Annotated in this window: 25 protein-coding genes; 17 read left to right on the forward strand and 8 right to left on the reverse strand. The window is 38.2% G+C overall.

The window, feature by feature from the left end; all coding sequences use genetic code 11:
* Positions 1-35: 35 nt before the first annotated feature.
* The 14 genes from ureG to L3V46_RS10070 all read left to right on the forward strand — a co-directional run bounded on the left by ureG (position 36) and on the right by L3V46_RS10070 (position 11,416).
* Positions 36-650: an urease accessory protein UreG gene (gene ureG / locus L3V46_RS10005; RefSeq protein ID WP_239045578.1), complete on the forward strand. Its 615-nt coding sequence runs from the start codon at positions 36-38 to the stop codon at positions 648-650.
* Between the two features lie 79 nt (positions 651-729).
* The gene (locus L3V46_RS10010; protein ID WP_239045579.1) at positions 730-1,296 is read left to right on the forward strand and encodes a HupE/UreJ family protein; all 567 of its coding nucleotides are present in this window, start codon (positions 730-732) and stop codon (positions 1,294-1,296) included.
* 43 nt (positions 1,297-1,339) lie between these two features.
* Positions 1,340-2,209, forward strand: coding sequence for an urease accessory protein UreD (locus L3V46_RS10015; RefSeq protein ID WP_151801393.1), 870 nt, complete (start codon positions 1,340-1,342; stop codon positions 2,207-2,209).
* Between the two features lie 100 nt (positions 2,210-2,309).
* Positions 2,310-2,612, forward strand: coding sequence for an urease subunit gamma (gene ureA, locus L3V46_RS10020; RefSeq protein ID WP_004720298.1), 303 nt, complete (start codon positions 2,310-2,312; stop codon positions 2,610-2,612).
* 28 nt (positions 2,613-2,640) lie between these two features.
* Entirely contained in the window at positions 2,641-2,949 is a 309-nt protein-coding gene (locus tag L3V46_RS10025) for an urease subunit beta (RefSeq protein ID WP_151801394.1), read from the forward strand.
* A 13-nt stretch (positions 2,950-2,962) separates the two neighbouring features.
* Positions 2,963-4,663, forward strand: a complete 1,701-nt coding sequence (gene ureC, locus L3V46_RS10030; protein WP_239045580.1) for an urease subunit alpha — start codon at positions 2,963-2,965, stop codon at positions 4,661-4,663.
* Positions 4,664-4,854: 191 nt separating this feature from the next.
* Entirely contained in the window at positions 4,855-5,469 is a 615-nt protein-coding gene (locus L3V46_RS10035) for a lysozyme (RefSeq protein ID WP_239045581.1), read from the forward strand.
* Positions 5,470-5,677: 208 nt separating this feature from the next.
* Positions 5,678-6,667, forward strand: a complete 990-nt coding sequence (locus L3V46_RS10040; RefSeq protein WP_239045582.1) for a hypothetical protein — start codon at positions 5,678-5,680, stop codon at positions 6,665-6,667.
* Positions 6,668-6,828: 161 nt separating this feature from the next.
* Positions 6,829-7,410, forward strand: a complete 582-nt coding sequence (locus L3V46_RS10045; RefSeq protein WP_239045583.1) for a histidine phosphatase family protein — start codon at positions 6,829-6,831, stop codon at positions 7,408-7,410.
* A 15-nt stretch (positions 7,411-7,425) separates the two neighbouring features.
* Complete coding sequence (locus tag L3V46_RS10050) at positions 7,426-8,484, forward strand: hypothetical protein (RefSeq protein WP_239045584.1); 1,059 nt, start codon at positions 7,426-7,428, stop codon at positions 8,482-8,484.
* Positions 8,485-8,564: 80 nt separating this feature from the next.
* Positions 8,565-9,530 carry an allantoinase PuuE gene (gene puuE, locus L3V46_RS10055; protein ID WP_239045585.1) on the forward strand — a complete coding sequence of 322 codons (966 nt, stop codon included), beginning with the start codon at positions 8,565-8,567 and terminating at the stop codon, positions 9,528-9,530.
* 126 nt (positions 9,531-9,656) lie between these two features.
* Positions 9,657-10,178: a 2-oxo-4-hydroxy-4-carboxy-5-ureidoimidazoline decarboxylase gene (gene uraD / locus L3V46_RS10060; RefSeq protein ID WP_239045586.1), complete on the forward strand. Its 522-nt coding sequence runs from the start codon at positions 9,657-9,659 to the stop codon at positions 10,176-10,178.
* Between the two features lie 33 nt (positions 10,179-10,211).
* On the forward strand, positions 10,212-10,532 hold the full coding sequence (gene uraH, locus L3V46_RS10065) for a hydroxyisourate hydrolase (protein WP_239045587.1): 321 nt from the start codon (positions 10,212-10,214) through the stop codon (positions 10,530-10,532).
* A 161-nt stretch (positions 10,533-10,693) separates the two neighbouring features.
* Positions 10,694-11,416, forward strand: a complete 723-nt coding sequence (locus tag L3V46_RS10070; RefSeq protein WP_239045588.1) for an outer membrane protein OmpK — start codon at positions 10,694-10,696, stop codon at positions 11,414-11,416.
* A gap of 204 nt (positions 11,417-11,620) precedes the next feature.
* Here L3V46_RS10070 and L3V46_RS10075 read toward each other — a convergent pair whose 3' ends face one another.
* Together L3V46_RS10075 and alc are read right to left on the reverse strand one after the other, a co-directional pair.
* Positions 11,621-12,115, reverse strand: a complete 495-nt coding sequence (locus tag L3V46_RS10075) for an ureidoglycolate lyase (RefSeq protein ID WP_105712586.1) — start codon at positions 12,113-12,115, stop codon at positions 11,621-11,623.
* 4 nt (positions 12,116-12,119) lie between these two features.
* Positions 12,120-13,127 (reverse strand): allantoicase, encoded by a 1,008-nt coding sequence (alc, locus tag L3V46_RS10080; RefSeq protein WP_239045589.1) that lies wholly within the window; start codon positions 13,125-13,127, stop codon positions 12,120-12,122.
* A gap of 213 nt (positions 13,128-13,340) precedes the next feature.
* Between alc and hpxO the strand changes: the two genes are divergently transcribed.
* Complete coding sequence (gene hpxO / locus L3V46_RS10085; RefSeq protein WP_239045590.1) at positions 13,341-14,498, forward strand: FAD-dependent urate hydroxylase HpxO; 1,158 nt, start codon at positions 13,341-13,343, stop codon at positions 14,496-14,498.
* Between the two features lie 175 nt (positions 14,499-14,673).
* On the opposite strand, the gene L3V46_RS10090 is transcribed toward hpxO, so the two are convergent.
* Positions 14,674-15,606, reverse strand: coding sequence for a LysR family transcriptional regulator (locus L3V46_RS10090; protein ID WP_239045591.1), 933 nt, complete (start codon positions 15,604-15,606; stop codon positions 14,674-14,676).
* 294 nt (positions 15,607-15,900) lie between these two features.
* Between L3V46_RS10090 and L3V46_RS10095 the strand changes: the two genes are divergently transcribed.
* Complete coding sequence (locus L3V46_RS10095; protein ID WP_239045592.1) at positions 15,901-16,956, forward strand: aromatic ring-hydroxylating dioxygenase subunit alpha; 1,056 nt, start codon at positions 15,901-15,903, stop codon at positions 16,954-16,956.
* Between the two features lie 64 nt (positions 16,957-17,020).
* On the opposite strand, the gene L3V46_RS10100 is transcribed toward L3V46_RS10095, so the two are convergent.
* From L3V46_RS10100 to L3V46_RS10120, 5 genes are all read right to left on the reverse strand, one after another.
* Positions 17,021-18,502 carry an aldehyde dehydrogenase gene (locus L3V46_RS10100; RefSeq protein ID WP_239045593.1) on the reverse strand — a complete coding sequence of 494 codons (1,482 nt, stop codon included), beginning with the start codon at positions 18,500-18,502 and terminating at the stop codon, positions 17,021-17,023.
* A 300-nt stretch (positions 18,503-18,802) separates the two neighbouring features.
* A complete protein-coding gene (gene argE / locus L3V46_RS10105) occupies positions 18,803-19,945 on the reverse strand; it encodes an acetylornithine deacetylase (RefSeq protein ID WP_239045594.1) in 1,143 nt (380 codons plus the stop codon).
* Positions 19,938-20,924, reverse strand: coding sequence for a LysR family transcriptional regulator (locus L3V46_RS10110; RefSeq protein ID WP_004821644.1), 987 nt, complete (start codon positions 20,922-20,924; stop codon positions 19,938-19,940). Before L3V46_RS10110 ends, argE begins: the two co-directional genes overlap by 8 nt.
* A gap of 35 nt (positions 20,925-20,959) precedes the next feature.
* A complete protein-coding gene (locus L3V46_RS10115; protein ID WP_004821642.1) occupies positions 20,960-21,631 on the reverse strand; it encodes a DUF1028 domain-containing protein in 672 nt (223 codons plus the stop codon).
* A gap of 24 nt (positions 21,632-21,655) precedes the next feature.
* Positions 21,656-22,069: a RidA family protein gene (locus L3V46_RS10120; RefSeq protein WP_096734165.1), complete on the reverse strand. Its 414-nt coding sequence runs from the start codon at positions 22,067-22,069 to the stop codon at positions 21,656-21,658.
* A gap of 405 nt (positions 22,070-22,474) precedes the next feature.
* Between L3V46_RS10120 and L3V46_RS10125 the strand changes: the two genes are divergently transcribed.
* A complete protein-coding gene (locus L3V46_RS10125; RefSeq protein ID WP_239045595.1) occupies positions 22,475-23,764 on the forward strand; it encodes an NAD(P)/FAD-dependent oxidoreductase in 1,290 nt (429 codons plus the stop codon).
* The last annotated feature ends 49 nt before the right edge of the window (positions 23,765-23,813 follow it).

Here is a 23,813-nt window from a genome sequence, read left to right on the forward strand (position 1 = left end):
TTTATTGAGAATGAAGCATAGAAAAGGAAAAAATGATGACAGAACGTAGCCCTTTACGTGTTGGAATAGGTGGTCCTGTTGGTTCAGGTAAAACAGCATTAACCTTGAACTTATGCCTTGCTTTACGCAACAAATATAATATGGCGGTTGTGACCAACGATATCTATACCAAAGAAGATTCTAATTTTTTAACTCGTCATGAAGCGATGTCACCAGAACGTATTGTTGGTGTTGAGACAGGTGGTTGTCCACATACTGCAATTCGTGAAGATGCTTCAATTAACTTGGCTGCAATTGATGATCTTTGTGAAAAATTTGATGGTTTAGAGCTGATTATTATCGAAAGTGGTGGAGATAATCTAGCCGCTACGTTTAGTCCTGAATTGTCTGATTTAACCCTTTATGTGATTGATGTTGCAGGTGGTGAAAAGATCCCACGTAAAGGTGGTCCCGGCATTACCAAGTCGGATTTATTGATTATTAACAAAACAGATTTAGCTCCAATGGTCGGTGCAAATCTCGATGTGATGGATCAAGATGCAAAACGCATGCGTGGTGACAAACCTTTTCTATTTTCAAATATGAAAACTCAAGATGGTTTAATACAAGTCATTGAGTTTATTGAAAAACAAGGTTTATTTAAAGCTTAGCGTAGAGATTAAAGCTTAGTCGCGATATTAAAAAAAATTGTAACTATTTGAATTGAAAAATAATCAAAGGAGAATTCGAATGCGTTTTTTTAAACACAGTCTGATGGCATGTGCTGCATATCTACCTGTATTGGCTTTGGCTCATCCTGGACATGATCACCATAGCGGTTTTTGGGCAGGCTTTATTCACCCATTTACAGGTTTAGATCATTTGATGATGGCAATCGCATTTGGTGTATTGATGTGGACGGCAAATCAACGCTGGAAGCTTTTCGGCTTGATTGGCTTAGCTATAGCGATGGTGATTGGCTTTATGATCGGTAGCCAAGGATTTATTCCAGCAGCAGTTGCTGAATACGGCATCATTGCGTCATTGATTTTATTGGCTGTTGCGCTTTGGACAAAAACAAATCAAGTTTTACCTATCGCAGCAGTTCTATTGGCAAGTTTTCACGGCGTTGCACATGGCGCTGAATTAGGCCAATCAGGTCATGCCAGCTTACTGATTTTAGGTATGGTGACAGCAATGGCATTGATCTATGCGGGTGGATTAGGCATTGGTGCTTTTATCAAAAAGTACGTTCCATATGGCAAAAAAATTATTGGTACTTTGGCAGCAATCGTTGCAGTTATTGGTTTGGCTTAATGTTTAAACGCTTAATTGCGGATATCAATTTATAAAGGCGGTCATGATAAGTTTAGTAGAACATCTTCCTGATCAGCGCCTTTGGTATGCCAAACTTGAATTGGGTTTTCAGGCTCAAACTGAGCGAACGGTATTGGCGCATCGTAGACATTTTGGACCTGTACGTGTGCAAAAGATGCTGTGGCCAGAAAAAACTGGAATTTGTCATGCGATTATTGTCCATCCGCCTGCGGGTATTGCAGGTGGTGATCATTTAACATTTGAGATCAGTGTAGATGCTGCTGCCCATGCCTTAGTCACAACGCCAGGTGCTGGTAAATGGTATCGGACCAATGGCAAACAAGCTTATCAACATATCCATATCTCAGTTAAACACAATGCTGTGTTTGAATGGCTTCCACAAGAAACCATGTTATTTGACGGTGCCAATGCTCACTCAGAAACCTTGATTCAGCTTGATCAGACAGCAAGCTTTATCGGTTGGGATATGTTGGTAATTGGTCGACAAGCTCGAGATGAAAAATTTCAATCTGGTGCTTATCACAGTCATTTTAAATTATGGAGAAATCAGCAATTACTGGTGGCAGACACACTGAGTTTTAAAGGCAATGATCGTTGGCTAAGTTCTTGTCTAGGCATGAATAATCATGCCGTTATGGGGAGTTTATGGGCAGTTCCTCCTGAAAAATTTCGAGCAAACATTTATTTAGAGGCACATATCGATTTAATTCGTGAGTTGATGATGCGAATGGATATGCCTGTAAGGTTAACCTTATTGGGTGATGTCATCAGTGCACGTTTTTTAGGCGATGATGTTCGACATTGTCATGATGCTTTTGCAGCAATTCGCGCCAGATTAAGGCGATATTGGTTTGATTTGGATGAAGCATTTCCACGCATTTGGCGAACTTGATTCATTTAAAGATCATCTTTTAGAAATAAAATCTGCGTGTTTAATTTAAAACTGAGCACATATTTTGCATAAAAAAATGTGAGAACTTTAGGAAATACATATGGAACTCAATCCTACTGAAAAAGACAAACTGCTGATTTTTACAGCGGGTTTGGTTGCAGAGCGTCGTAAAGCACGTGGATTAAAACTCAATTATCCTGAATCTATTGCATTTATTTCCGCAGCACTGCTTGAAGGTGCGCGAGATGGAATGACTGTCAGTGAGTTGATGCATTTTGGCACCACCTTACTCAGTCGTGATGATGTGATGGAGGGTGTGCCTGAGATGATTGCTGAAGTGCAAGTAGAGGCTACTTTTCCAGATGGCTCGAAGCTCGTCACAGTCCATCAACCGATTGTATAGAACACTTCTTCAAAATTAGGATAAGCATATGATCCCTGGTGAAATTATTACACCTGATTGTGATATTGAAATGAATGTTGGTCGTGAAGTACTGAAAATTTCAGTATCAAATATAGGTGATCGGCCGATTCAAGTGGGTTCACATTTTCATTTTTATGAAGCTAATGATGCTTTGCAATTTGATCGTGAACGTGCCAAAGGTTTTCGTTTAAATATTGCGGCTGGTACAGCGGTTCGGTTTGAACCGGGGCAGCGACGTGATGTAGAAATCGTTGCACTGGTCGGAAAACGTGAAGTCTATGGTTTCGCAGGGCGTGTGATGGGTAAGTTGGACTAAAAGGATAATCAAAATGAAAATGTCACGTCGAGCTTATGCTGAAATGTTTGGTCCTACCGTTGGGGATCGAGTACGTTTAGCAGATACCGAACTTTTTATAGAAGTTGAACAAGACCTCACCACCTATGGTGAAGAAGTTAAATTTGGTGGTGGTAAAGTTATCCGCGATGGGATGGGACAATCTCAATTACTTGCAACAGATGTTGCAGATACGGTGATTACCAATGCATTGATTGTCGATTGGTGGGGAATTATTAAAGCCGATGTGGGATTAAAAAATGGGCGAATTTGGAAAATAGGTAAAGCAGGCAATCCTGATATTCAACCTGATATTACCATTCCACTTGGTGCGGCAACTGAGGTGATTGCCGGTGAAGGACAAATTCTTACAGCAGGTGGTATTGATACTCATATTCACTGGATTTGCCCTCAACAAGTTGAAACAGCGTTAATGTCAGGAACAACAACCATGATTGGTGGTGGTACTGGTCCTGCTGCAGGAACATCGGCAACAACGGTGACACCGGGGCCATGGCATATTTCAACCATGTTGCAAGCCATTGATGATTTACCTATGAATATTGGCTTATTGGGTAAAGGTAATTTGAGTCAACCTGAACCGATTGCGGAGCAGATTAAAGCGGGTGTGGTGGGGTTAAAATTGCATGAAGATTGGGGTTCTACCCCTGCTGCAATTGATAATTGTCTAACTGTGGCAGATGAATATGATGTACAAGTGGCGATTCACACTGATACTTTAAATGAAAGTGGTTTTCTTGAAGAAACACTGGGGGCATTTAAAAATCGTACTATCCACACTTATCATACTGAGGGTGCGGGTGGTGGTCATGCACCTGATATTTTAAAAGCCATTGGTCAGGCAAATGTTTTGCCATCTTCAACCAATCCAACCCGTCCCTATACCATCAATACCATTGATGAACACTTAGACATGCTCATGGTCTGCCACCATTTAGATCCAGCGATAGCTGAAGATGTCGCATTTGCTGAGAGTCGTATTCGTCGCGAAACGATTGCAGCAGAAGATATTTTGCAAGATCTCGGCGCAATTTCAATGATGTCTTCTGACTCTCAAGCTATGGGGCGTGTGGGTGAGGTGATTTTACGCACTTGGCAAACGGCGCATAAAATGAAAGTGCAACGTGGGCCATTAGAAGGTGATAATCAGTACCATGATAATAATCGGGTGAAGCGTTATATTGCAAAATATACAATAAATCCCGCCATTACTCATGGTTTAAGCCACGAAATTGGTTCTATAGAAGAAGGGAAACTTGCTGATTTGGTGTTGTGGAAACCTGCGTTTTTTGGGGTAAAGCCGTCAATGATCATTAAAGGTGGAATGATTGCGGCAGCGCCAATGGGAGATATTAATGCCTCAATTCCAACACCACAGCCGGTACATTACCGTCCAATGTTTGGGGCGTATCCAAGAGGCGTGCATAATACCTGTATTACTTTCTTGTCACAGGCCGCAATTGAACTTGGTGTTGCTGAAAAATTACAATTAAAGAAGTTAATTTCACCTTGTAAAAATACCAGAAACATCACTAAACAAGACATGAAGCATAATAGCTATTGTCCTGTGATGGATGTGCACCCTGAAACCTATGAAGTTCGTGCAGATGGTGTACATCTAACTTGTGAAGCTGCTGAAGTATTACCAATGGCACAGCGTTATTTCTTGTTTTAATTCTATGTATATTAACAACAAGAAGATAAAACTCCTTTCTTATCATAAGAAAGGAGTTTTTCTATTTAAAATCAATAGATCTATACCCAATGCAACCAAAGACAACTTTATTTATTCAAAAAGCTATGTTTAATATTGGGTGGTATTGGTACAGCGATATAACCTTTTCCTTTTTTTTTTGAGTTTTATTGATGACGCGATTTTGGTCTAAATTTTTTTCCAAGTTATTTTCTACGTTGTTTTCAAAACCATTGAATCAACAGCAGCGCGAATCGAATAAACATAGGGCTGATTATTCCAACTCAAATATAGGTGTCGCTATTGATTCTGATACGAATGTCATTGGCTTTGCACAAGATCAGATTACTCAGGTAAGTCCTCAAGGCGTGGATTTGATTTGTGGTTTTGAGGGATTAGAGCTTAAAGCTTATGATGATGGTGTTGGTGTGTGTACCATCGGTTATGGAACGACGATTTACCCGCATGGAAAAGCTGTTCAGTATGGTGATACTTGTACCATTGAACAAGCAAAAAACTATATGCAATATGACCTTAGACGTTTTGAGCAAGCAGTAACTGCTGCTGTAAATGTGCCATTAAATCAAAATCAGTTTGATGCGTTGGTTTCATTGAGCTATAACATTGGTATTGGTGCTTTTAAAAATTCAACTTTATTAAAATTATTGAACGCCTCTGATTATCACGCTGCCAGTGATCAATTTGATGTTTGGATCAAAGCAGGTGGCAAAACAGTACAAGGTTTAGTAAACCGAAGAGCAGTAGAGAAACTCTTATTTAACTCATAATTTTAAAGCTCTTTGCTAAATTAAAAAATGCTCATCTGGAGTGAATCATATAGCTATAGAAGGTTCCTTCTCCCTTGGGGGAGAAGGCTAGGATGAGGGGGCTTTTATGTTGATTTATGATTTAAAAAAGAGCTGATGAAAGAAGCCTTTTGAAAATGAAGATGATTTTTAAAATATCAAAAAAGAGAAAAATATAAGGGCCAATTTGATGATTAGAGTATTAAAAATAGCAATTTTTATTGCTTTTATAGGGATGAATAAATTTGCGTATGCTGATGTGCGGTCTGAATTAAATTTAATAAGCCAAGATTTATTAATAGCATGTAAAAATGAAGATGATTATAGACCAATAAAAAACTTGAATAACTTCTTAAATGACTCAAAAGGAAGTGATATTCATGTATATGATCTTATGTTTATATTTAATTCAGATTTTTTACTTTTTATAAAAGATAAAAATTGTGCTTTGGCAGCAAGTAAATTTTCAGCTAATGGTATTTCAATTAAAGAAAAATATTTTAAAGATAAATATGATATAGAGAGAATGTTGAATAATGAAGTTTATAGGCAAGCAGGTTATGCTAATTTAATTGAGTATTCTTGGACGATGGATAACCAAAAATTACAACAAGCTCAAGAAAATTTTAATATTTATTTAAATAGAAATATTATTTCAAAAAATGAGAAAAGCCGATGTGGAGAGTTATGTAAAGATTATGTATATCTAAAAGAAGATCATGGATTTTATCTTCCTCTTCATTATGTGGGTATTTTAATGGCATATCATGATCTATTTCAACATCATTATAAAAATTTTAAAAAAACAGAACAGCAGATCACACAACTTCAAGAAATATTTGATTTAACTAATGATTTTGAAATCAAATATATAAAAAAAACAGGTTTAAATTCTTTCCCCTTCGAAGTTGCATCAATTGAAAACTTTAAATTCATTTTTAAAATTGATGACCGAAACATTAAAAATATTTTCTATGCACAACTAGATGCTTATATAAAATATCGTATTGAAAAAAATCTTCTTGATGATCGCATGATAGAAAATATATATGAGATTTTAAGCAAAGAAAGCAGATACTTGTACACAAAGGTTGAATATTTAGGTACACATGAGACTAAAAGAAAAAGTGTAACAAGTTATCAATTAGGTCAGCACATTTATAGTTTTATAGTTTTATAGTTTCAGACAATAAGTTAAAACTAATTATGGAGCCGATAAATTTTTCTAACCAAAATTCTGGATGATTAATCTTCAAAAATGATGATTGAAATATGAGTTGTAAATTGATTGACTAAAAATTATTGATTATTTTCAAAATAAAGGTGATGTAAGAGAATTTTATGAGTATTTATTTAATCCGTCATGCACAAAGTTTAGGTAATGTAAACGGTAAAACTGAGTCACATGCAAGTATTCCCTTAACCGAATTTGGACATGAACAAGCGCAAAAACTTGTTGATGTTTTACCACCAGCAAAGCAGATTTTTATCTCGCCATTCCTCCGTACACGTCTAACAGCTGAACCAATTTTATTACGAGATCAGATTACACCTCAAGTTTTGGATATTCAGGAGTTTTCTTACTTATCCGATACGCGATGTAAAAATACCACTTTAGAGGAACGAAAACCTTGGGTTGATGATTATTGGAACCAAGCAGATGTGAATCTAGTGACAAGTGACGGTGCTGAATCTTTTGCAAATTTTTATCAACGCGTTTCGGACTTTATTTCGCACTTGGATTCGCTAAAAGCGCATTATCAACATGAACATTTATTGGTATTTAGTCATGGTCAGTTTTTACAGTTATTGAAAATGCTGGTTGAGCAAAAGCGAGAGTTATCGTCACAATTAATGCGTGATTTTCGTTATGCATTGTTAAATCATCAATTAGACAATACAGAGTTTTTTATTTTTAAATAAAATGAGATTAACAGCATGAATTTTATAATAAGAAAAATTGCTCTATTGACGGTTTTTACGTTTATACCTGTATCTACATATGCAGATATTGTGGCTTTAAAGTCAGATTTAACTCAATTTGCGCAACCTCTTGAAACACAATGTAAGGGGCCTGAAAGCTATATGCCTCTTAACATGTTGCATAAATTCTTAAATCGTTCAAATTCTGAAAAAATAGATGTGTATTCGATGGATGTTATTTTTGTTTCAGATTTTTTGGGTTATTTAGAAGATAAAAATTGTGCTTTAGCGGCTTCTGATTTCACCATATCGGGAGTTAAAATTTTGAATCAATATCGTAACTTATGGGAGAAAGATTTACCAAAAGAGAGAAAAATCTTGAGATATGAAACCTACCTTGCAGCAGGTGATGCAAGTTTGGTGAAATATAAATGGACGCATAAGATTCAATATCTAGATGATGCGCATCAATTTTATACAAAGTACTTAGTGACCAATGCAATCAGTCAACAACAAAAACAACAATGTGGGAAAAAATGTGCTGAATACTTAGCTGATGTAAGTAAGATGCAATACTTTAATCTGTATGATTACGCGTCTATATCCTATGAATATCAAAAACTTTTTCGTGATATCTATGAACAATATTCACAACAAGATGCAAATTTTTCAGACAATCTCGAAAGTCTGAATCTGGTTTTTGAACGCACTGATCAATTTGAAGTGAATGCAATTAAAACCACAGGATTAAGCTCAGTAAATAAAGAGGTGGCTTCTTTAAATAATTTTGATCGCATTTTTAGTTCTGGTGATAAAAAACTTATAGAACTTTATACAAAACGTTTAGATCAATATCTACAAAATAGAATCCAGCATAAATTATTAGATGCAGAGATGACGGATAAAATTTATCAATTCTTGTTAAAAGAATCGAATGAAAATAATGCGATGATTGTACGTACTCAGCAGGAAAGTGCTGTTCAACCTAATCAAAGTTTTCAAATTGGAAAACACCACTATATTTTCAATGGAACAAGTCATCACATGCAGTTAACTTTCCAACCCGTTGACTAAAACATGAGTGAGATTGGCACAAAAACTGCTTGATCATTCACACTAAAAAATGGTGATTGAAAAGTTTAAAGGCGGTTTGAGTGAGTAAAACTTATTTACGTGGGCAAGACTTAATAGACCAAATCCAAAATACTCCCTATTCACGAGATCTCATTGGCTATCACGGTCAAGTACCTAAAGTAGCATGGCCTAATCAAGCCCAAATAGCAGTACAGTTTGTCCTTAACTATGAAGAAGGTGCTGAAAACCATATCGAACATGGTGATGCCGGTTCTGAGCAGTTTTTATCTGATATCGTGGGAGCAGCAAGTTTTCCCGACAAACATATGTCGATGGATTCGATGTATGAATATGGCGCTCGTGCAGGATTCTGGCGTATTCATCATGAGTTTAAAAAGCGTAACTTACCCATGACCATATTTGGAGTGGCTATGGCGCTGGCACGTAATCCATATATTGTGGAAGCCATTCAACAAGCCCATTACGATGTGGTTTCACATGGACAGCGTTGGCTAAATTACCAAACTATAGATATTGAAACGGAACGTCAGCATATTGATCAAGCGATCAGCATTCTAGAAACCTTGTTTGGCACTACACCAATGGGGTGGTATACAGGGCGAGATAGCCCAAATACGCGTAAATTATTGGCTGAATTTCCACAGATCAAATATGACTGCGATTACTATGGTGATGATTTGCCATTTTGGACCAGCTTAACCAATTTACAAGGCCAAAGCCGTCCGCACCTGATCATTCCATATACATTAGAAAGTAATGATATGAAGTTCTGCGCGCCTGCTGGTTTTAATAGTGGCGAGCAATTTTACCAATATTTAAAAGATGCCTTTGATGTGCTTTATGCAGAAGGTGAAACTGAGCCGAAAATGCTATCGATTGGCATGCATTGTCGTATTCTGGGACGTCCCGGTCGTTTTAAAGCATTACAGCGTTTTTTAGATTATATACAGGCACATGAAAAAGTCTGGATCTGTCGTCGCGGTGATATCGCTGAACATTGGTTTAAACACCATTCAGCCGCATAATTGTCGCTATGAGGATGTGGCTTTTAAGGTAAGCACTTTATTTTTAATTGAATGCAGTAAAGCGCGCAGCAAAGTTTATATAAAAGTGTTTGAACATTTTAGCGAACTCAAGCATAGGTATTATTCGTGAAAATAGAAGAATTTAATCAAGCATCATCAGAAGAGCTTACAACCTTGCTTAAGCATTGTGTGCACATTCAACGTTGGTCAGATGAAATTTTGTCACAACGTCCATTTGTCAACACTCAAGCGTTAATGGATTTTGCAAAAGCACAAGCCTCAACTTGGACATGGTTAGAAATTGCAAATGCATTAGCGACACACCCACGGATCGGTGAAAAAAAGGCTCAGGCTGTGCTGAGTGAAAAAGAGCAAGCATTTTCCAATCAAGAGCAATCAGCAATAAAACAGAGCACTGAAACACAACATGCTTTATTGCAAGGCAATATTACTTATGAAAAGAAATTTGGTCATATTTTTTTAATTCGTGCTATGGGCTTAGATCAGACTGAAATTCTACAAGCACTGAAATATCGTTTATTAAATGATCCTGAAACAGAACAGCGTATTGTTAAACAACAACTGGGTGAAATTGCAATGTTAAGACTCAGTCAAGAACTGAGTGAAGATGAAAGTTTAAATGATTGATTGCATTAAAATAATGTTTAGAAAGGAAATAACATGATCAGTACCCATATATTAGACACGCATCTCGGTAAGCCTGCCGTAAATGTTCTGATAAAATTATTGGATAGCCAAGACAATATTGTTGCAGAATCAAGGACCAATGAAGATGGACGGGTAGCAGATTTTAATTTAAGTGGAATTAAAACAGGGAATTATAGTTTGGTTTTTTATACTGCTGAATATTTTGACCGTTTAGCCTTAGCAACGTTTTTCCCAAAAGTTGTGATTCATTTTTCAGTCCTTGATATTGCACAACATTATCATATTCCCCTATTAATCAGCCCATTTGCTTATTCCACGTATCGTGGAAGCTAGCTTTTGTAGAATTAGATTTATAGAACTCGTTTTTTTCATGATTTTAAAGCCCATTGATTTGGGCTTTTTTTTATGGAATTTTGACCAAGTGTAAAAAATTGGCTTTGTTTTTGCTTATTCACGCAGGTGTTTACCGCTATTTCTGATGGGGAATTTATACAATGAAATTAACACAATTTGCTGTGCTTTCAACTTTCGTTTGCACCACTTTTAGCATCCATGCTGCGCCTATTTGGCAAGACTTTAGCATTACTGGATTATATGGAAAAAATTATGAATTAATTGCTCGGGAAGATGACCAATCGACCATTACTTTTGAATATGCAGCCAAATTAAAATATGGGGACTTCTTTGCATTTGCGGATCGTACTAATAATGATGTTTCAGGCAATGAGACCTATTTTGAAGTTTCACCACGATTGAGCTTAGGCGCGATTTCAGGGCATAAGTTGGAAGCAGGACCAATCAAAGACGTTCTCATTGCTACAACATGGGAAGGCGGTGAAGGGTTTAATAATTATCTGTATGGGATCGGGGTAGATTTGGCGATTCCATATTTCCAATATGCACAATTAAACTTTTATAAAGCAGACAATTACAAGAACACAAATGATGATTATCAGCTGACTTTTGTTTTTGGTGTGCCTTTCAAAATTGCATCAGAAGATTTTCTTGTTGATGGTTTTCTGGATTGGTCAACCGCTGAAGATGATCATGCCAGTGAGTTAAACTGGACCACCCAGTGGAAATGGAATGCGGGTAAACATATTTCACCGGATACGAAATTGTATTTAGGCGTTGAGTATTCTGTTTGGAATAATAAATACGGCATCTCAGGCAAAGATGAAAATAATGTCAGTGCTTTAATTAAATATCATTTTTAAAATGATCTTTATCTGATCATGTTTTTAAATGCATGAATAGGATTGAGATAAGCTTAAGATCATTTTTCCAAACCAGCGCAACACTGAGTGATGCTGCACTGGTTTTTTAACAACATAGGGTAAAATCTTATCTCAGTACTTCTCAGCACTTTTAGAGGAATGTTTTGATCCATGTATTTTTTATTTGCTGTTATGAAATGGTGATTATAAGGTCAGGACAATATTTTCATTAAATTGAAAAACATCACAATTGTGACCCTCACCAATCCGATCGATTACAGCAAAGTCGCTGGGTGCTTCAAGCGTCAATAACGGATGATGCCAAGTGCCTGCACGATAGTTTACAGCCTGTTGGCCATTGCTTATAAAGGCATAAATATGATCAAGATCAGGTTGATCCTGATCCAAAGCCGCTGCAACTACAACCAAGAAGGATTGACCTTGCATCGGGATAAATGCCTGTGAACCGATTGGATGGCGTTCAAGCATTTGAATTTCGCAAGGCACTTGGGTTTTTTGAATATTACGAAAAATACTTAATCCGACTTCAGCATTGGCCGCTTGAGCCAAGGATAAAGCATGATAGCGTTCCGTATGCGCGCCATTGATATGGAAAAAGTCATTGCCAGCACAGGCAATGACCTCACCAAATGCTGCAAAAGCTTCAGCAGTTAATGGCTGAATTTGAATATATTTCATAAAATCACTCTGCAATTTTACCCCATAATCGGATACGGCTAATGCCACCGTCTGGAATCATATTGACACGAATATGTGAAATTTTTTCATGCTTTAAAATATCGGTTACATAATCATGGATATGATCCATTTGCATATCCTGAGCATTGAGTAGAAATGGCCAAAACATACTTTGCGGAATCAATTGTGGATCAGTCGCATTTTCAATATATATCGCCTGAATCGATACTTGAGCGGGGAAATTGCCTTTGAAATGTGCGGTATCGATTTCAATTTTTTCAATTACACCACTTTGACCGAGTGCCAAAATACACCAGTCAAATCCAGGTGCACGGCGGCGTTTGGTTTCCCAACCATCACCCATATTGATCCCACGATTCGGATTGATCAAATTACGAGGATGGCCAAAATGGGCATCACTATAGGCAATCACGCGTCCACCATTTTCAAGTGCCAGTAAATCTAATATACGTTGGCGATCTTGGATCTGTATTTGCACTTCACCATAGACGCGAAAACGTGCAATACCACCATCAGGAAAAATATTTAAGCGGACATGGGTAAAGACTGCTGAATTTTTAATGTCAAAAATATGATGTTGGCTGGGGCCAAGAACAGAATTATCTAGAATGGGCTGCCATAGTGCATTGCTTAAGTCCCCATTTGGTGCATAACAGGCTTCAATTGAAGCAGAAGCAGGGTAATTCCCCGTAAAAAAAGTGGTATCAATATCAAATGCTGTAATTTTTCCAGCAACACCTAATTTAACAATTGCCCAGTCATAGCCTGCATGGCGTTTACGGCGGGTTTCCCATCCATCCATCCATTTGCCGTGATCATCAAATTTATCTTCTACAAAAATGGGTGGATTAAATTGCAACATTCGTTGTGCTTCTGCAAAAAAATCATCTGAACATTCAAGTACTTTTGTACCAATTCGGGGATCTGCCAAATTGCTGTATTGTTGCAAATGTGCAGGAAGCTCAAAACTTGGTGCAAGTAAAGTTGCCATATTTATTTACCATTCATATTACGATTCATATCATTTTATTGATTGATATCAGCACTTAAAGTTCAATAAGCACTCATAAAAACAATATCTTAGCGTCCTCATCATGCATAGCCTATGCCAACTTTGCTTAAGGAATGTTGTGATTTTTATATAAATGGCACGTTTTTAGCATTTTAGTCATAAGTGTTAAAGAAACAGACAGAGGAGAAATAGATGGAGATTACTATTATCGGTGCAGGTATGGGGGGATTAACCGCAGGTATTGCACTAAAAAAATTCGGACATACGGTCACCATCTATGAACAAACTGAACAAATTCTAGCTGTAGGTGCTGCTATTTCTTTATGGTCAAATGGTGTTAAGTGTTTAAATTATTTAGGCTTAACGGATCAAGTTGCTAAACTTGGTGGTCAAATGGATCATTTAGCCTATATCGATGGCTTAACTGGTGAGCACATGACTCAGTTTAGTTTAATGCCTTTGATTGAAGAGGTTGGGCAACGGCCTTATCCAGTTTCCCGTGCAGATTTACAAAACATGTTGATGGATGAATTTGGCCGTGAGGATATTCATCTTGGGAAAAAAATGGTTGCACTAGAACAAGTAGATCAACAGATAAAAGTTCAGTTTGCAGATGGCAGTGAAGTCACCACAGCATTGTTAATTGGTGCTGATGGAACACATTCGCTGACGCGCCAATATGTACTGGGTGAACAGGTTGAACGTCGTTATGCAGGTTATGTTAATTGGAATGGCTTAGTCGAAATTTCAGATAAATTTGCCCAAGCAGATCAATGGACAACCTTTGTTGGAGAGGGAAAACGTGTTTCGCTTATGCCAGTGTCAGAGCAACGTTTTTACTTCTTCTTTGATGTGCCATTGCCTGTAGGTTTAGAAAACAGTAAAGCCCAATATAAAACACTCTTTAAACAATATTTTAAGGACTGGTGCCAGCCAGTTCAAAACTTAATTGAAGCGATTGATGAGCAAAAAACCAATCGAGTAGAAATTCATGATATTGAACCTTTTACCCAGTTTTATAAAGGCCGAGTGGTGATTATGGGGGATGCGGCTCACAGTACCACACCTGATATTGGTCAGGGCGGTTGCCAAGCCATGGAAGATGCAATTTACTTAGCACGCGCTTTGCAAATCAATACATTAGGCTTAGAGGATGCGTTAAAACGTTATCAAAATAAACGTAATGAGCGTGCCAATGAGCTGGTATTACGTGCCCGCAAGCGCTGTGATGTGACCCATATGAAAGATGAGGCTGTGACCGAAGCGTGGTATCAAGACTTACGTCAAGAACAAGGCCCACATATTATGCGTGGCATTATCAGTAATATTATCGGAAATCCTTTAGATTAAATGTTGCTAGGTCGATGCTGAATTTAAATTACTAAATCTAAATTCAGCATTGGAAATTTAATGCTTTTGATTCATATATGTTTAGGGAGTTATTGCTAGTCATCACTCAGCTACACGTGATTACTTTGTTGCTTAAGGGGCTGTTGTTCATTTATTACAACATAGCTAAAGCTGATTATTGATAAGGGATCAACTTGAGCTTAAATACTTCGATTTGTTCAATAAGATGCTTAATCATAATTTGCGATACGCGTGAAAGTTGTCGTTTTGGCGCAACACATAAAGCCAGTGTTAATGGATATAAACCCTTTTCTCGAATCGGCTTAAAAACCAGCTCGTCACGCTCTAAATATGGATATGCATCAATAAATGACAATAACCCAATGCCTAAATTCTTTTGAATTAATGACATAATCATTCGAATGTCATTACAATCTAAGTGCTGCTGTGGGCTAAATTTATGGTGCTTATACAAGGTCTGCACATAATCATGAATAATTAAAGGAGCGCCAGGAATTAAGTGTTTATCGTTGACACTATCTGACAAATAAACTTTCTCATTTTTCGTCAAAGGGTGATCTTTAGGTAAAACAAAACCGATTGGGATTTCGACAAAAGATAAAACCTCTAATTGATGATGGCCTTTCGGGTTTAATAAAACTCCAAAGTCAATTTCAGCGTCCATAATCATATTTGACACAGTTTCACTATCTTGGATATGAAAATTAAAATTAATCCAAGGGTAGTTGTCATACATATATTGAATTGAAGCTAAAACAAAGCCATCACTGAGTGCAGAAATCAATCCGCAATCAATTGTTCCCCGAGAAAGTCCTTGGATTTCATCAAAACGATTACGGGTTAATTGAAATTCTTTTTGCCACTTAATCAAATCCGCATAGAGTAACTCTCCAGCAAGTGTCAGTTTTAAACCACTGGGTAAACGTTCAAACAGATCAATGCCAAACTCTTCCTCAGCAAGTGCGATTTGACGATGTACCGCTGATACTGAAATATAAAGTTGATCTGCTGCTTTTCTTAAGCTGCCTGTCTTGGCAACCGCAATAAAATAATCAGAAAATCGTGAAAAAGTTGTATTCACAGGCATATGGGCTGTCCATTATTTATATTTCACGGACTTATTCCTAAGCAATGAAAATCAAGGAAATTTGAAACCCGCTAAAATCACAGATCACTAAGCGATTTTTATGCCAATGATGAGTTTTTTCTAAAAATAATTTTCAGATAGGTGTTCTATTTTTTAGAATGAGATAAGTAAAACATTCTAATAGACAGAATTAGACAAAATTCGTAATGTAAAACTCAGCCATGATTTTACCTGACCGTTATGCTGAAATCACAGCATAAGATCATGAAATTAAATATATTCTGTGAGTTTTGTATGAATGCAATTCCAGTTCTGAACTTGTTTAGTCAGCCACAATGTAGTGGTTTTGAACCTAAAGACTGGGAAATACTTGCTCAGCATTGGTATCCTGTCGCACGTGTGCAAGATGTCACAACAGACCCACAACAAGTACAACTCCTCGATGTGAAAATGGCGCTTTATCAAACGGCAAGTGGTGCGATTCAGTTGGTGCGTGATATTTGTCCGCACCGTGGTGTACCACTCAGCAAAGGTTGGGTGCAAGGTGAAGAGATTGTTTGTCCCTACCATGGATTGCATTACAACACAGCAGGTCAATGTACAAAAATTCCAGCGCAGCCAGACCTGACAAATATCTCAGAGCGCTTTAGTCTCACCAAATTTCCTGTAGTTTTAAAATATGGTTTGGTTTGGACAAGTTTATTTAGTCGTGATGCAAGCCATGCAAACTTTCCAATATTGGACACTTGGGATGATCCTGAGCATCAGCCCGTACTGCCACCATTCGTTGACATTGCGGGTTCAAGCGGGCGGCAATTGGAAGGCTTTATTGATGTCGCACATTTTGCTTGGGTACATCAGCAGTCTTTTGCTGATGCTGAAAATCCTGTCGTACCCAAATACACCACTGAGCGTACAGACTATGGTTTACATACTGAATATGTCAGTAATGTGAGCAACTACCCGCATGGCTTACAGCATCTGGCACCAGAGGGTTTTTTATGGAAACGAATTTTTGATGTTTACCCACCATTTTCAGCGGTGTTAAAGGTTGAATTTCCACGCGAAGGTGTGTTGAAAATTTTAAATGCCTGTTGTCCTGTATCACATAACAAAACCCGCTTATTTGTACCACTGACCCGTAATTTTGATACCACAGGCGACTTGCAGGCAGTTTACGACTTTAATGCGCAAATTTTTGCAGAAGATCAGGACATGGTAGAGAGTCAAAAACCAGAAGAGCTTCCATTAGATATTACAATGGAAGCACATTTTGAAGCAGATCGTTCATCTACAACTTATCGTCGAATATTGGCAGAATGGGGGCTAAGCAAACGCTATATTGTATAAATTTTCTTTATAGCATCAGGAGCAGTCAATCTTTCTTTTTGACGGATTGAGTGCTCTTTTGGATTTACAATTGAATCCATGTGGTTTTTAACTGTGTAAATTTATCAATCGCATGTAAAGATAAATCACGGCCATAACCTGACTGTTTATATCCTCCAAATGGAGTACTCACATCTAAAGCATCTACTGTATTAATAGAGACTGTGCCGACTAAAAGCTGTTTAGACAGAAGAATTGCTTTCTGAATATCTTGGGTCCAAATTGAGGCAGCTAATCCATAAATGGAGTGATTGGCAAGTTCAATGGCTTCTTCTTGGGTTTCAAAAGTTGTGATTGAAACCACAGGACCAAAAACTTCGTCATGGAAGATTTTAAAATCAGGATTGACACCCGTTAAAATGGTTGGTGCCACATAGGTGGCTGGGTCTAAAGCAGCATCTAAATCAAACGGAATAACATGAGATTGCGCACCTTGAGCCTTGGCTTGATTAATAGCTGCTCTGACATTATCCGCATGTTGACGATCAATTAAACAGCCCATCGTGGTATTCGGATCTAGAGGATCTCCAATCTTAAGTGTTTGGGCTTTGGCTGTAAATTTCTCTATAAATTGTTGTGAAATGCTTGTTTCTAATAAAATCCGTGAATTTGCCGAGCATACTTCACCTTGATTATAAAATGCACCAAAAATCGCCTTATCGACCGCTTTATCTAAATCAGCGTCAGCAAAAATGATATTGGCACTTTTCCCACCGGTTTCTGGCCAAACAGGTTTCATATTGGATTCAGCAGAATAAGCCAAAAACTTTTTTGCCGTTTCGGTCGATCCAGTAAAGACTAAACAATCGACATCTGGATGGCGTCCAAGTGCTTGACCCGTGATATGTCCTAAGCCAGTAACTACTTGTAATACACCATCTGGAATGCCAGCTTGTTTTGCGAGTTCAGCGAGTTTTAATGCAGTAAAGGGTGATTGTTCTGCGGGTTTTAATACAACACAATTTCCTGTCGCTAAGGCAGGTGCAAGTTTCCAACTTGCCAAATCAAGCGGAAAGTTCCACGGGACCACAGCAGCGACAACGCCTATGGGTTCACGACTGACCATCGCCAGTTGGTCTACACTTGTAGGAGCAATTTCATCATAAATTTTATCAATACTTTCTGCATACCATTCAAAGCAAGATGCTGCACCTGGAATATCAACATGCAGTGAATCCTGAATCGGTTTACCTACATTGAGGGTTTCAAGTAAGGCAAGCTCTTCAGCATTTTCACGAATAAGTTCAGCGAGCTTTTTAAGTATTTGCTTACGTTCACGCGGTGCTAACCGAGACCAGACACCGCTGTTAAAGGTCTTTCTCGCATGTTGAACTGCTTGTTCAACGTCATTGGCATCACATGCTGACATATCGACTAAAAACTCAGCGGTGGCTGGATTTGATACTTTATAGGTCTGCGTGGTGTTGACAAATTGTCCGGCGATAAAGGCACAACTTGGCAGTGTTATCTGCGCACGTTGTTCTAGCCAATCCTGTTTTAGTTTCATTCATCTTCCTTAAAATTTTAGCGATAGAGTAGGTTTAACCGTATTATTTTTCGCCAATTTTGTGAATTTGTTTTATACAAGCCTTGGGTTTAGAAAAAACAAATTAAATAGACTTCTTACCAGTCCTTTTTAAAAGCATAAATCATCTTAAAAGCGCCCTCATCCTGGCCTTCTCCCAGCGGGAGAAGGAACTTTCACAATACCAATATGATTCACTACACATGATCATTTTTTATTTATGAAAGATCTTTAAGGTGTTGCTTATTTTTTAAACTAATTTTTTAAATCAATAGTTGCATCTTAGCGCTTAATATGACTGAGCAGGCGTTCAAAAAATGCATCACATTGTTGCATCTGTGAGATTTCAATATATTCGTCTGGTTTATGCGCAACTTGAATAGAACCTGGGCCACAAACTAAAACAGCAGAATTTAACTGTTGATGAAATAATCCACCCTCTGTACCAAATGAAATCTTCTGTAATGCAGTTGCTGGATCAAGAAGGTTTTGTAAAAATTTGACCGCTTGAATAGTAGTTGAGGTATTTAGTCCGGGGTATTGGTTAATTTCCTGAAAACTGACAAATTTTGCATAAGGGCTTTGCTCGATATATTCAAAAATTTTCGCTTGAACTGACTCCGTATCTTGTTCTGCAACATTACGAATCTCATAATCTAAAACACATTCATTGGGAACGATATTTAAAGCTTTACCGCCTTGTATTTTCCCGACATGTACAGTGGTATAAGGCACATCGTAGTCCATATCGACAATTGGACCTTCTGCAATCTGTTTTTGTGTCGTAGTAATTGCCTCAACAACATTTTGAGCGCAATAAATCGCATTGACATATAACGGGGCTAAAGCGGAGTGACCTTCTTGTCCACGACAAATTGCTTTAAATACTGCTTTGCCTTTATGGCCTGTGGCAATATTCATACTGGTAGGTTCACCAATCACACAAAGCTCTGGTTGAATAATTAATTCAGAGAGTAGGCCAAGAATTCCGCGCACACCAATACAGCCAATTTCCTCATCATAGGAAAGGCACAGGTGCAATGGTTTAGCCAATTCTGGCATTTGTGCTGCTTTTAACATGGCCTGTATCGCGCAGGCGATAAAGCCTTTCATATCAGCTGTACCACGCCCATAAATTTTATCGTCTTTGATTACAGCGTGGAAAGGTTCGGTGCTCCACGCTTGTCCTTCAACTGGAACCACATCGGTATGTCCAGAGAGCAATATACCAGCTTGGTCTTTAGGACCAATACTTGCCAATAGGTTGGCCTTGGTCTGCTCTGGATTAAAATTTAAAGTGATACTGATTCCCGCAGGTTCAAGTAAGTTTTTGACGAACATGATTAGTTCTAGATTACTTTTGTAGGACGTTGTATCAAATGCAACAAGTTTTTTAAGTAGTTGAATACTCGACAGATTAGACATCTGAGGAATCCTTTTGTGTTTGGGCTTTTATATAGGGATCGTAGAAATGTGGCGAGCTCATGCCTGAAATAAAGTGGTCAGAGATAAAGCTTTTACAACGACTAATGAACGCTTCGACAACAATATTTTTGGGTACATTTTTCGGTGTCGCAATGCCGATATACATCGGGCGATGTTCATGCGCAATACGAATACGGACCAGACGTTTACCATCAAGGCTATAGGTGTTTTTCGGGCGAACATTCAAAATCGTGTAGCCAATATTATTGGCAACCATTGAACGAACGACATCGATATTTTTTGAAGAACGCACAACATTGGGCGTAAGATTTTGAGCTCTAAATAATGATAAGAAATATTCATTGCTAAAGGGCATGTCTAAAAGAATCATCGGGTACTGTGAAAGTTCTTCTAAGCTTACAACAGGCAATATTGCTAAAGGGTGCTCCTCACTGACCAATACATGAGGCGGCAATTTCGTTAAAGCTTCAAAATGAATAATATTTTCATCAATATTGAGATCGTAAGTTAAAGCAAGATCAATATCATTACGTATAAGCGCATTTAGAAGTGCTTGTTGATCATCTTCGTAAAGGTCTAAAGAAACTTGCTTATATAAGTTGGAAAATCCATTGATGATATCGGCATAGATCATCGGGGTAAAAGCAGGGAAGCAGCCTACTTTTAACGGCCCACGTATGGAACCAGAAAATTCTGCCGCAAGAGAATATAAACTTGAAGCTTGGTTTAAGATCTTCTTACATTCCAACATCACACTTTTACCAACAGTGTTGAGGATTAAGCCTTTGGCATGTTGGCGAATAAATAATTGGGTTTGTAATTCTGATTCAATATGTGCGATTGCGGCAGAAATAGACGGAGAGGATACATGTATCTTCTCCGAAGCGATAATGATGCTGCCACATTCAGCTGTTGCAACAAAGTATTCCATTTGTCTTAAAGAAATTCGATTTAACACTTTGGATACACCTCCATTGTATACCCTCGAAAAATTTATTCATTTCCTGGAACACCATAGCTGCGAGCATTGATCGGGTTTAAAGCTCTTAAAACATAATCATCAATTTGCGGTTCATATATCTGCCATAGTGCGATAAGGTCGGAAATGGGTTGATCTGACCAGTCCACGCGTAAGTCAACAATCGGCCATTCCAATTTGTCAACAACCAAAAGACCAGCAGAATGTACTGCTCCTGCTTCTCCACCAGCCTGTTTTCCAGCGTCTAATGCATAAAGTAAACGCTCAGCTAAAGCGCCTTTACTTTGTTCGAAGTGTTTGAGCATAACATGAGTAACATTCTCATTTGCAAGTAAATTACCCGCACATACAGCATGTTTCCCTATATGTTGTGTATAAATTCCTAAGCTATTTGCTCCACTATAGGCAAAAGGCTCATTCACGGCGTCAAGTAAAGTTAATTGGCGGTATTCAATAAAATCGGTATTTTTAGTTAATTCTGTAATCGCATTTTTAGGCGATATATTATATTTGGTCATTTCAAGTAAAATGCTGGCCAATTGAGGATCAGTTATATTTTGGCTTGCTGCAACACCAATCCCAGCTTTGGCACGTATACATCTTGATGCAACGGCTGGAGAGGAGGAACTAATTGCTGCACCGAACTGTCCTGTTTCACTACATCTCGCAATAATTGAAAATGTCATATTTCCCTCACATCTTGATGGTTTTTAGTCTGAAATAACGGCAATTGCATCAACTTCGACAAGCCATTCTGGACGTGCCAAAGCGGAGACAACGATACCCGTTGAGACAGGGTAAACCCCTTTGAGCCATTTACCGACAACACCATAGACATCTTCACGGAAGCGTGGATCAACGATATATATGGTAATTTTACAAATATCTGCCAATTCTCCCCCAGCTTCTTTGAGTAACATGTCAATGTTGTACATCGCCTGTTCGGTCTGACCTTTGACATCACCTATCGCAACACTTTCCGATGTATCCAGATTTTGTCCAATTTGACCGCGAAGAAAAACAGTTCGCCCACGTGCAACCACAGCTTGGCATAGGTCATTGTCTAAATTCTGCTCTGGATAAGTTTTCTTGGTATTAAATGTTCGAATACGGGTATGTTTCACAACTCAATCCTCAGTTAATTATGATGTTTCTCTAGTATGCTTACTTCGTGAGCACTCACAATTTGTGTTTTCCTTTCTAGTAATTTACTTTTTCCGTAGTAATAAAAATAATTTAAAAAGAATTATAGTCTGGCATATATTTTCTATTTATTTCATGTGCTTAGTGTGTGGCTTCAGATTTTTTGATGCATTTGTTTTGGATATTCTATTTTCGCTTTGCTGCTGGGCTCCCTATATTTTTCTTAAATCATATTTTGCGCAACTTGAATTGTTTATTTTTTGAACAGAAAATCTGCAGCAAACACATACAGCCAAACACATGTGATTGGCAGTAGTTGGTAAATGTCTATTCAGCAAAAGAGTTGTTGTTGCAAGGACGTTCCTCGATCTGACAAGGGAAAAAAGATGAGTTTAGATAAATTAGAAATAGATACTGTTGTGGTTGGTGCTGGCCAAGCTGGAGTCGCGATGAGTGAGCACCTAACAGAGCTTAAAATTCCACATGTGGTATTAGAAAAAAACCGTATTGCAGAAGCTTGGCGTACACGCCGTTGGGATTCTTTGGTAGCGAATGGACCTTGCTGGCACGATCGCTTTCCCAATATGGAATTTGATCTTGATCCAGATAGTTTTGTACATCATGACCAAGTTGCTGAATACTTTGAAAAATATGCCAAGCGCTTTAATGCACCGATTTATAGCAATGTTGAAGTTAAAAAGGTCCAAGTAAATGCGCAAGCTGCGGGTTTTATTGTTGAAACCTCAAAAGGCACTTTAACAGCACAACGTGTTGTTGTAGCAACAGGGCCTTTCCAAAAAGCCATTATTCCTTCGATTGCACCTCAGCAAACGGGTTTATACCAAATTCATTCAGACCAATATAAAAATCCACAACAAATCCCTGAGGGGGCTGTTTTAGTGGTGGGTTCAGGTTCTTCAGGTATTCAAATCGCAGATGAATTAAATCGTGCTGGTAAAAAAGTTTATTTGTCTGTGGGAGCGCATGAACGTCCACCACGTGTTTATCGTCAACGCGATAATGTTTGGTGGCTCGGGGTGTTGGGCGGATGGGATAGCATAAAAACCGATACAGGGCCGTTGAAAGGTTTGGCTGTGAGTGGTACTCATGGTGGGCATTCCATTGATTTTAGACGTCTAGCACAACAAGGCATCACTTTACTGGGGATGACAATGCAATTTGAAGCTGAGCGGGTTCGTTTTCAAAATGATTTGCAACAGTCATTGGCCGACGGTGATAAAGCGTATTTTGAGTTTTTAGATGCTGCGGATGCCTATGTTCAGCGTACCGGTATAGATTTACCTGAGGAACCAGAAGCTCGGATTGTTTTAGATGATGCTGAATGCATTCAACAACCTATCTTAGAGCTCAATTTAGCCCAAGCAGGGATCACCTCAATAATTTGGGCATCTGGCTTTGGGTTTGATCATAGCTGGTTGGAAGTCAATGCTTTTGATGCAAATGGTCGTCCTAACCATAAGCTTGGTGTTTCAACAGAACCGGGGATTTATTTTATTGGTCTGCCTTATTTATCTGGGCGTGGTTCAAGCTTTATTTGGGGCGTTTGGCATGATGCAAAACGCGTGGCAGGCCACATTGATATTCAACGTCAGTATTTAAAGTATCAAGATAAAACTCAAAGAAATTTAATCAATAAAGAAGAAAAAACCGCATGAAATAAGTTTTTAAATTTCCAGTTTTAATGCCCACTCTAGGAGGGAGGAG

The organism is Acinetobacter sp. AG3 (assembly GCF_022343575.1).
Lineage (GTDB): Bacteria > Pseudomonadota > Gammaproteobacteria > Pseudomonadales > Moraxellaceae > Acinetobacter > Acinetobacter guillouiae.

Excerpts from the sequence above, each read along its gene's own strand:
- ureG (WP_239045578.1), top strand. The coding sequence starts at position 36 with ATGACAGAACGTAGCCCTTTACGTGTTGGAATAGGTGGTCCTGTTGGT.
- L3V46_RS10010 (WP_239045579.1), top strand. The coding sequence starts at position 730 with ATGCGTTTTTTTAAACACAGTCTGATGGCATGTGCTGCATATCTACCT.
- L3V46_RS10015 (WP_151801393.1), top strand. The coding sequence starts at position 1,340 with ATGATAAGTTTAGTAGAACATCTTCCTGATCAGCGCCTTTGGTATGCC.
- ureA (WP_004720298.1), top strand. The coding sequence starts at position 2,310 with ATGGAACTCAATCCTACTGAAAAAGACAAACTGCTGATTTTTACAGCG.
- L3V46_RS10025 (WP_151801394.1), top strand. The coding sequence starts at position 2,641 with ATGATCCCTGGTGAAATTATTACACCTGATTGTGATATTGAAATGAAT.
- ureC (WP_239045580.1), top strand. The coding sequence starts at position 2,963 with ATGAAAATGTCACGTCGAGCTTATGCTGAAATGTTTGGTCCTACCGTT.
- L3V46_RS10035 (WP_239045581.1), top strand. The coding sequence starts at position 4,855 with ATGACGCGATTTTGGTCTAAATTTTTTTCCAAGTTATTTTCTACGTTG.
- L3V46_RS10040 (WP_239045582.1), top strand. The coding sequence starts at position 5,678 with ATGATTAGAGTATTAAAAATAGCAATTTTTATTGCTTTTATAGGGATG.
- L3V46_RS10045 (WP_239045583.1), top strand. The coding sequence starts at position 6,829 with ATGAGTATTTATTTAATCCGTCATGCACAAAGTTTAGGTAATGTAAAC.
- L3V46_RS10050 (WP_239045584.1), top strand. The coding sequence starts at position 7,426 with ATGAATTTTATAATAAGAAAAATTGCTCTATTGACGGTTTTTACGTTT.
- uraH (WP_239045587.1), top strand. The coding sequence starts at position 10,212 with ATGATCAGTACCCATATATTAGACACGCATCTCGGTAAGCCTGCCGTA.
- L3V46_RS10070 (WP_239045588.1), top strand. The coding sequence starts at position 10,694 with ATGAAATTAACACAATTTGCTGTGCTTTCAACTTTCGTTTGCACCACT.
- L3V46_RS10075 (WP_105712586.1), bottom strand. The coding sequence starts at position 12,115 with ATGAAATATATTCAAATTCAGCCATTAACTGCTGAAGCTTTTGCAGCA.
- alc (WP_239045589.1), bottom strand. The coding sequence starts at position 13,127 with ATGGCAACTTTACTTGCACCAAGTTTTGAGCTTCCTGCACATTTGCAA.
- hpxO (WP_239045590.1), top strand. The coding sequence starts at position 13,341 with ATGGAGATTACTATTATCGGTGCAGGTATGGGGGGATTAACCGCAGGT.
- L3V46_RS10090 (WP_239045591.1), bottom strand. The coding sequence starts at position 15,606 with ATGCCTGTGAATACAACTTTTTCACGATTTTCTGATTATTTTATTGCG.
- L3V46_RS10095 (WP_239045592.1), top strand. The coding sequence starts at position 15,901 with ATGAATGCAATTCCAGTTCTGAACTTGTTTAGTCAGCCACAATGTAGT.
- L3V46_RS10100 (WP_239045593.1), bottom strand. The coding sequence starts at position 18,502 with ATGAAACTAAAACAGGATTGGCTAGAACAACGTGCGCAGATAACACTG.
- argE (WP_239045594.1), bottom strand. The coding sequence starts at position 19,945 with ATGTCTAATCTGTCGAGTATTCAACTACTTAAAAAACTTGTTGCATTT.
- L3V46_RS10115 (WP_004821642.1), bottom strand. The coding sequence starts at position 21,631 with ATGACATTTTCAATTATTGCGAGATGTAGTGAAACAGGACAGTTCGGT.
- L3V46_RS10125 (WP_239045595.1), top strand. The coding sequence starts at position 22,475 with ATGAGTTTAGATAAATTAGAAATAGATACTGTTGTGGTTGGTGCTGGC.